Below are 2,968 nucleotides of genomic sequence, written 5' to 3'. Positions count from 1 at the left end.
GGCTATCAAGTTTACTTTGTGTTAAAATCCCCTGCTTATGTGACAAAAAAGAGTAATTTTAAAGTAATTGAAGTGGCTAAACGTATTTCTACAACGATTCGTACACAATTGGCTAATCAGTTACCAGGTATCGATGTCGGATGTAACCATTTTGGAATTGCTCGATTCCCAAACAAACAAAATATCGTATTTTGTGAGCTAGAAAATCAATATTCTTTTTCTGATTGGTTGAATTGGTCAATGAAAATGGCATCTAACCAAAAGTCTGAGGCAGAAAGAAATGCTAAATTGATTGTTTTTCCTGAGAAAAAAGAGTATCGCCAAGTCGATGAGCCTTGGTTTGATTTGTTGCTACGAAAAGCAGATATCATTGGGGGAGAAGGTCGATTAGGACGGAATAACGTGATTTTTACACTCTCTTTAGCTTATTATTCTTCTGGTTACGGACAAGAAACCTGTGAGTATAACATGTTTGAGTTTAACGAACGCTTAAATGAGCCGTTGTCTGAAGGTGAAGTGCGAAAGATTGTCAAAAGTGCGTATTCTGGCAATTATCAAGCCGCCAATCGTGACTTTGTTTTAGAATTATGCCGAGAATGGGTAGCTTCAGATATTCAGGAAAAAGAGTTGTTTATCCAACGTCGTGGTTGGTGGAAGTTCAAGAAACCACGAGAACAGCGAGAATATAGTCATAAACATGAATGGCAAGAAGATATCATGCGCTATTTGAGCGAAAAAAGTGATCTTCGTATGCCTTATTTGAAACTGTCTAAAAAAGAATTGGCGGAACAATTAAATATGCCACTAAGAAGTCTGGATCGTGCATTAAGTTCTTTAAAACAAGAACACAAAGTGTTCTACCATGTCAAAAAAGGGCGTAGTGGCGGACTTTTACTTGCTTCAGTACGTGTGTTAGTCGCAAGTTTGATCCAAGCGAAGAAAGAAGAAAAAGAAGCCTTTATTCAAGGGATCATTGCGCAGTTTAAGCTAACAATCGATGAATGGACAAGCACCATTCAACAGCTATTACCTGAGAAAGAAGCCCAAGAAATCAGACTATTAGAGGTCGATACAGGTTGAAAAAATAAAAGACGCCAATTGCCTTTTACAATATATCTTTGATACTTTTATGGGTTCTTTTAGGCTGTTTAGTGATATTTGTGTGTATCTTGGTTATTTGCTGTTTCTTTTTATTTGCTGCTTATACGCTATTATTACGTATGTAATGATGAGTAGCTATCTGAAGGAGGGATTTTTATTTGAGTTTGGCTTCTAGCCGAAGTATGGGGGAAATCTATGAGGAATTGTTAAAACTATAAGATGATTATTATTGCTATCGTGAATGTGTACGATTCAAGAAGGGGAAGAAAGTGAACAAACGTTTTGATTGATTTTTGATAAATTTTAGTATGTTACATTTTTTACAAATGTAATAGTTTATTTTAAATTATTTAAAATTGTTATTAGAAATTTATTCAATAAAATCATAATCGTTGGTTTTGGTTTCAAAATCGTTAATAAGAGAGAGAATGATAAAGAGAGTGGCTGGGTATATTTTTGTTTTTTTAATTTCTAAAATCTGGCTAAAAAAATTATATATTGTTTAAATTTTATAACGAAAAGTTTTTTAAAAAAGAACAAACGTTGTTATTTTTGGTGTTTTTATTTTTTTAGAAAGTTGTGATAGGATACGAACAGAAGTACTTCTTAGCTTAGAATTAGGAGGGAGGTATTTAAAAAAATAATGATTTTTAAAAGAAGATAGAATATTTTGTAAAGTATGAATAGATTTTTTTGATTAAAAACATTGTTATTTCAAGGAAGTTATTGATTCAATGTAATTTAGTTAATGAATTTGTTTGTATTTTAGAAATGAATATGATATTGTTCTTTTAGAAAAAATTAATTTGAAATTTAAAAGTGAATATACTTTTTTTGTTGCGATATGTTGTTGTGCAATGTAGAGCCCAGCAAAAAAAGGAGTGGTTTAGAAATCTCGCTGAGAAAGAGCGCCAACTCTTTCAAAGGTCATAGATTTCTACCCCGACCGTTAGATATGATAACGGTGCTGCTCCTTTTTGCCGCAGGGTCTTCCTGCAACGTGAACAATAATACCATAAATTTGTAGTAATGAACAATCATGTATTCTATACTTGTATTATATATAATTTTTATGGGGTAGTATATCTAATTTTATTAGATATAGTGCGTATATTATTCTTCCGTTACAAGGGAGGCTCTGATGGCATAAAGAGAGAGACTGTTATTATCTTTGAAGGTAGTAGCTAGTCTCTCTCTTTTTTGTTGAGTTCTACATTGTTCGACAACAAGTTGAGCAATAACGCTTAAAAAGGAGTTTAAACATGTCTGAAAGATTTTGTACAGTAGAGGATCTGAAGCGTCAAGCAATTACGATCAAGCTCTATAACAACAGTATTTGGGCTAATTTAGGGGACGGACGGTTTATTAATCGTCAAACAAAGCAAATCCGACCAATTTCCTTGCTTTATCGTTCTACTCGAACAGTTGTAGGCGTGAATCATCAAGTGATTGCAAAACGTAAAAAGAAACAAGAAGGACTCTTGTTTTTGGAGAAACCCTACAGGATAAAACACATGTAAAAACAGAAAGATTTTTCTTGTTTGCAAGTAAATCTTTTTACTTGTGAACACTTTGATCCTTGAAAACTGAATAAAAAGAACACAGCTCAGGGATGTAAGAAAACCGTCTGTTTTCTAAATGAGGAGGTGCAAAAGGATTTAGAAGGAGATACGAATGTTTTCTTACCAGTCGTAGATATTCTCGCTGTCTAATCTACGATTGTGTTCAAAGAAAGACAGTACCTGAAGGTGTAGTGACCCTTTGGGATGATTTTGTGAGGGCAAATTGCGGAGAAATAAGTAGCACAGGTAAGGGTTACCTCGGTAACTATCTGTTAGCAGAAGGATTTCTGATACTTGAAACATTT

At 33.7% G+C, this 2,968-nt stretch carries 2 protein-coding genes; both read left to right on the top strand.

Translation table 11 applies throughout. From position 1 onward, the window contains the following. Positions 1-1,080, top strand: a 1,080-nt coding sequence (locus RV14_RS11520; protein WP_071856382.1) for a primase C-terminal domain-containing protein, incomplete at its 5' end; no start/stop codon positions are given. A 1,283-nt stretch (positions 1,081-2,363) separates the two neighbouring features. Continuing rightward, the gene (locus RV14_RS11515; RefSeq protein WP_071856381.1) at positions 2,364-2,621 is read left to right on the top strand and encodes a hypothetical protein; all 258 of its coding nucleotides are present in this window, start codon (positions 2,364-2,366) and stop codon (positions 2,619-2,621) included. Positions 2,622-2,968: the final 347 nt, after the last annotated feature.

Origin of the sequence: Enterococcus ratti (assembly GCF_001886195.1) — a bacterium.
GTDB classification, from domain to species: domain Bacteria; phylum Bacillota; class Bacilli; order Lactobacillales; family Enterococcaceae; genus Enterococcus_B; species Enterococcus_B ratti.
This window is presented reverse-complemented; position numbering and strand designations above follow the sequence as displayed.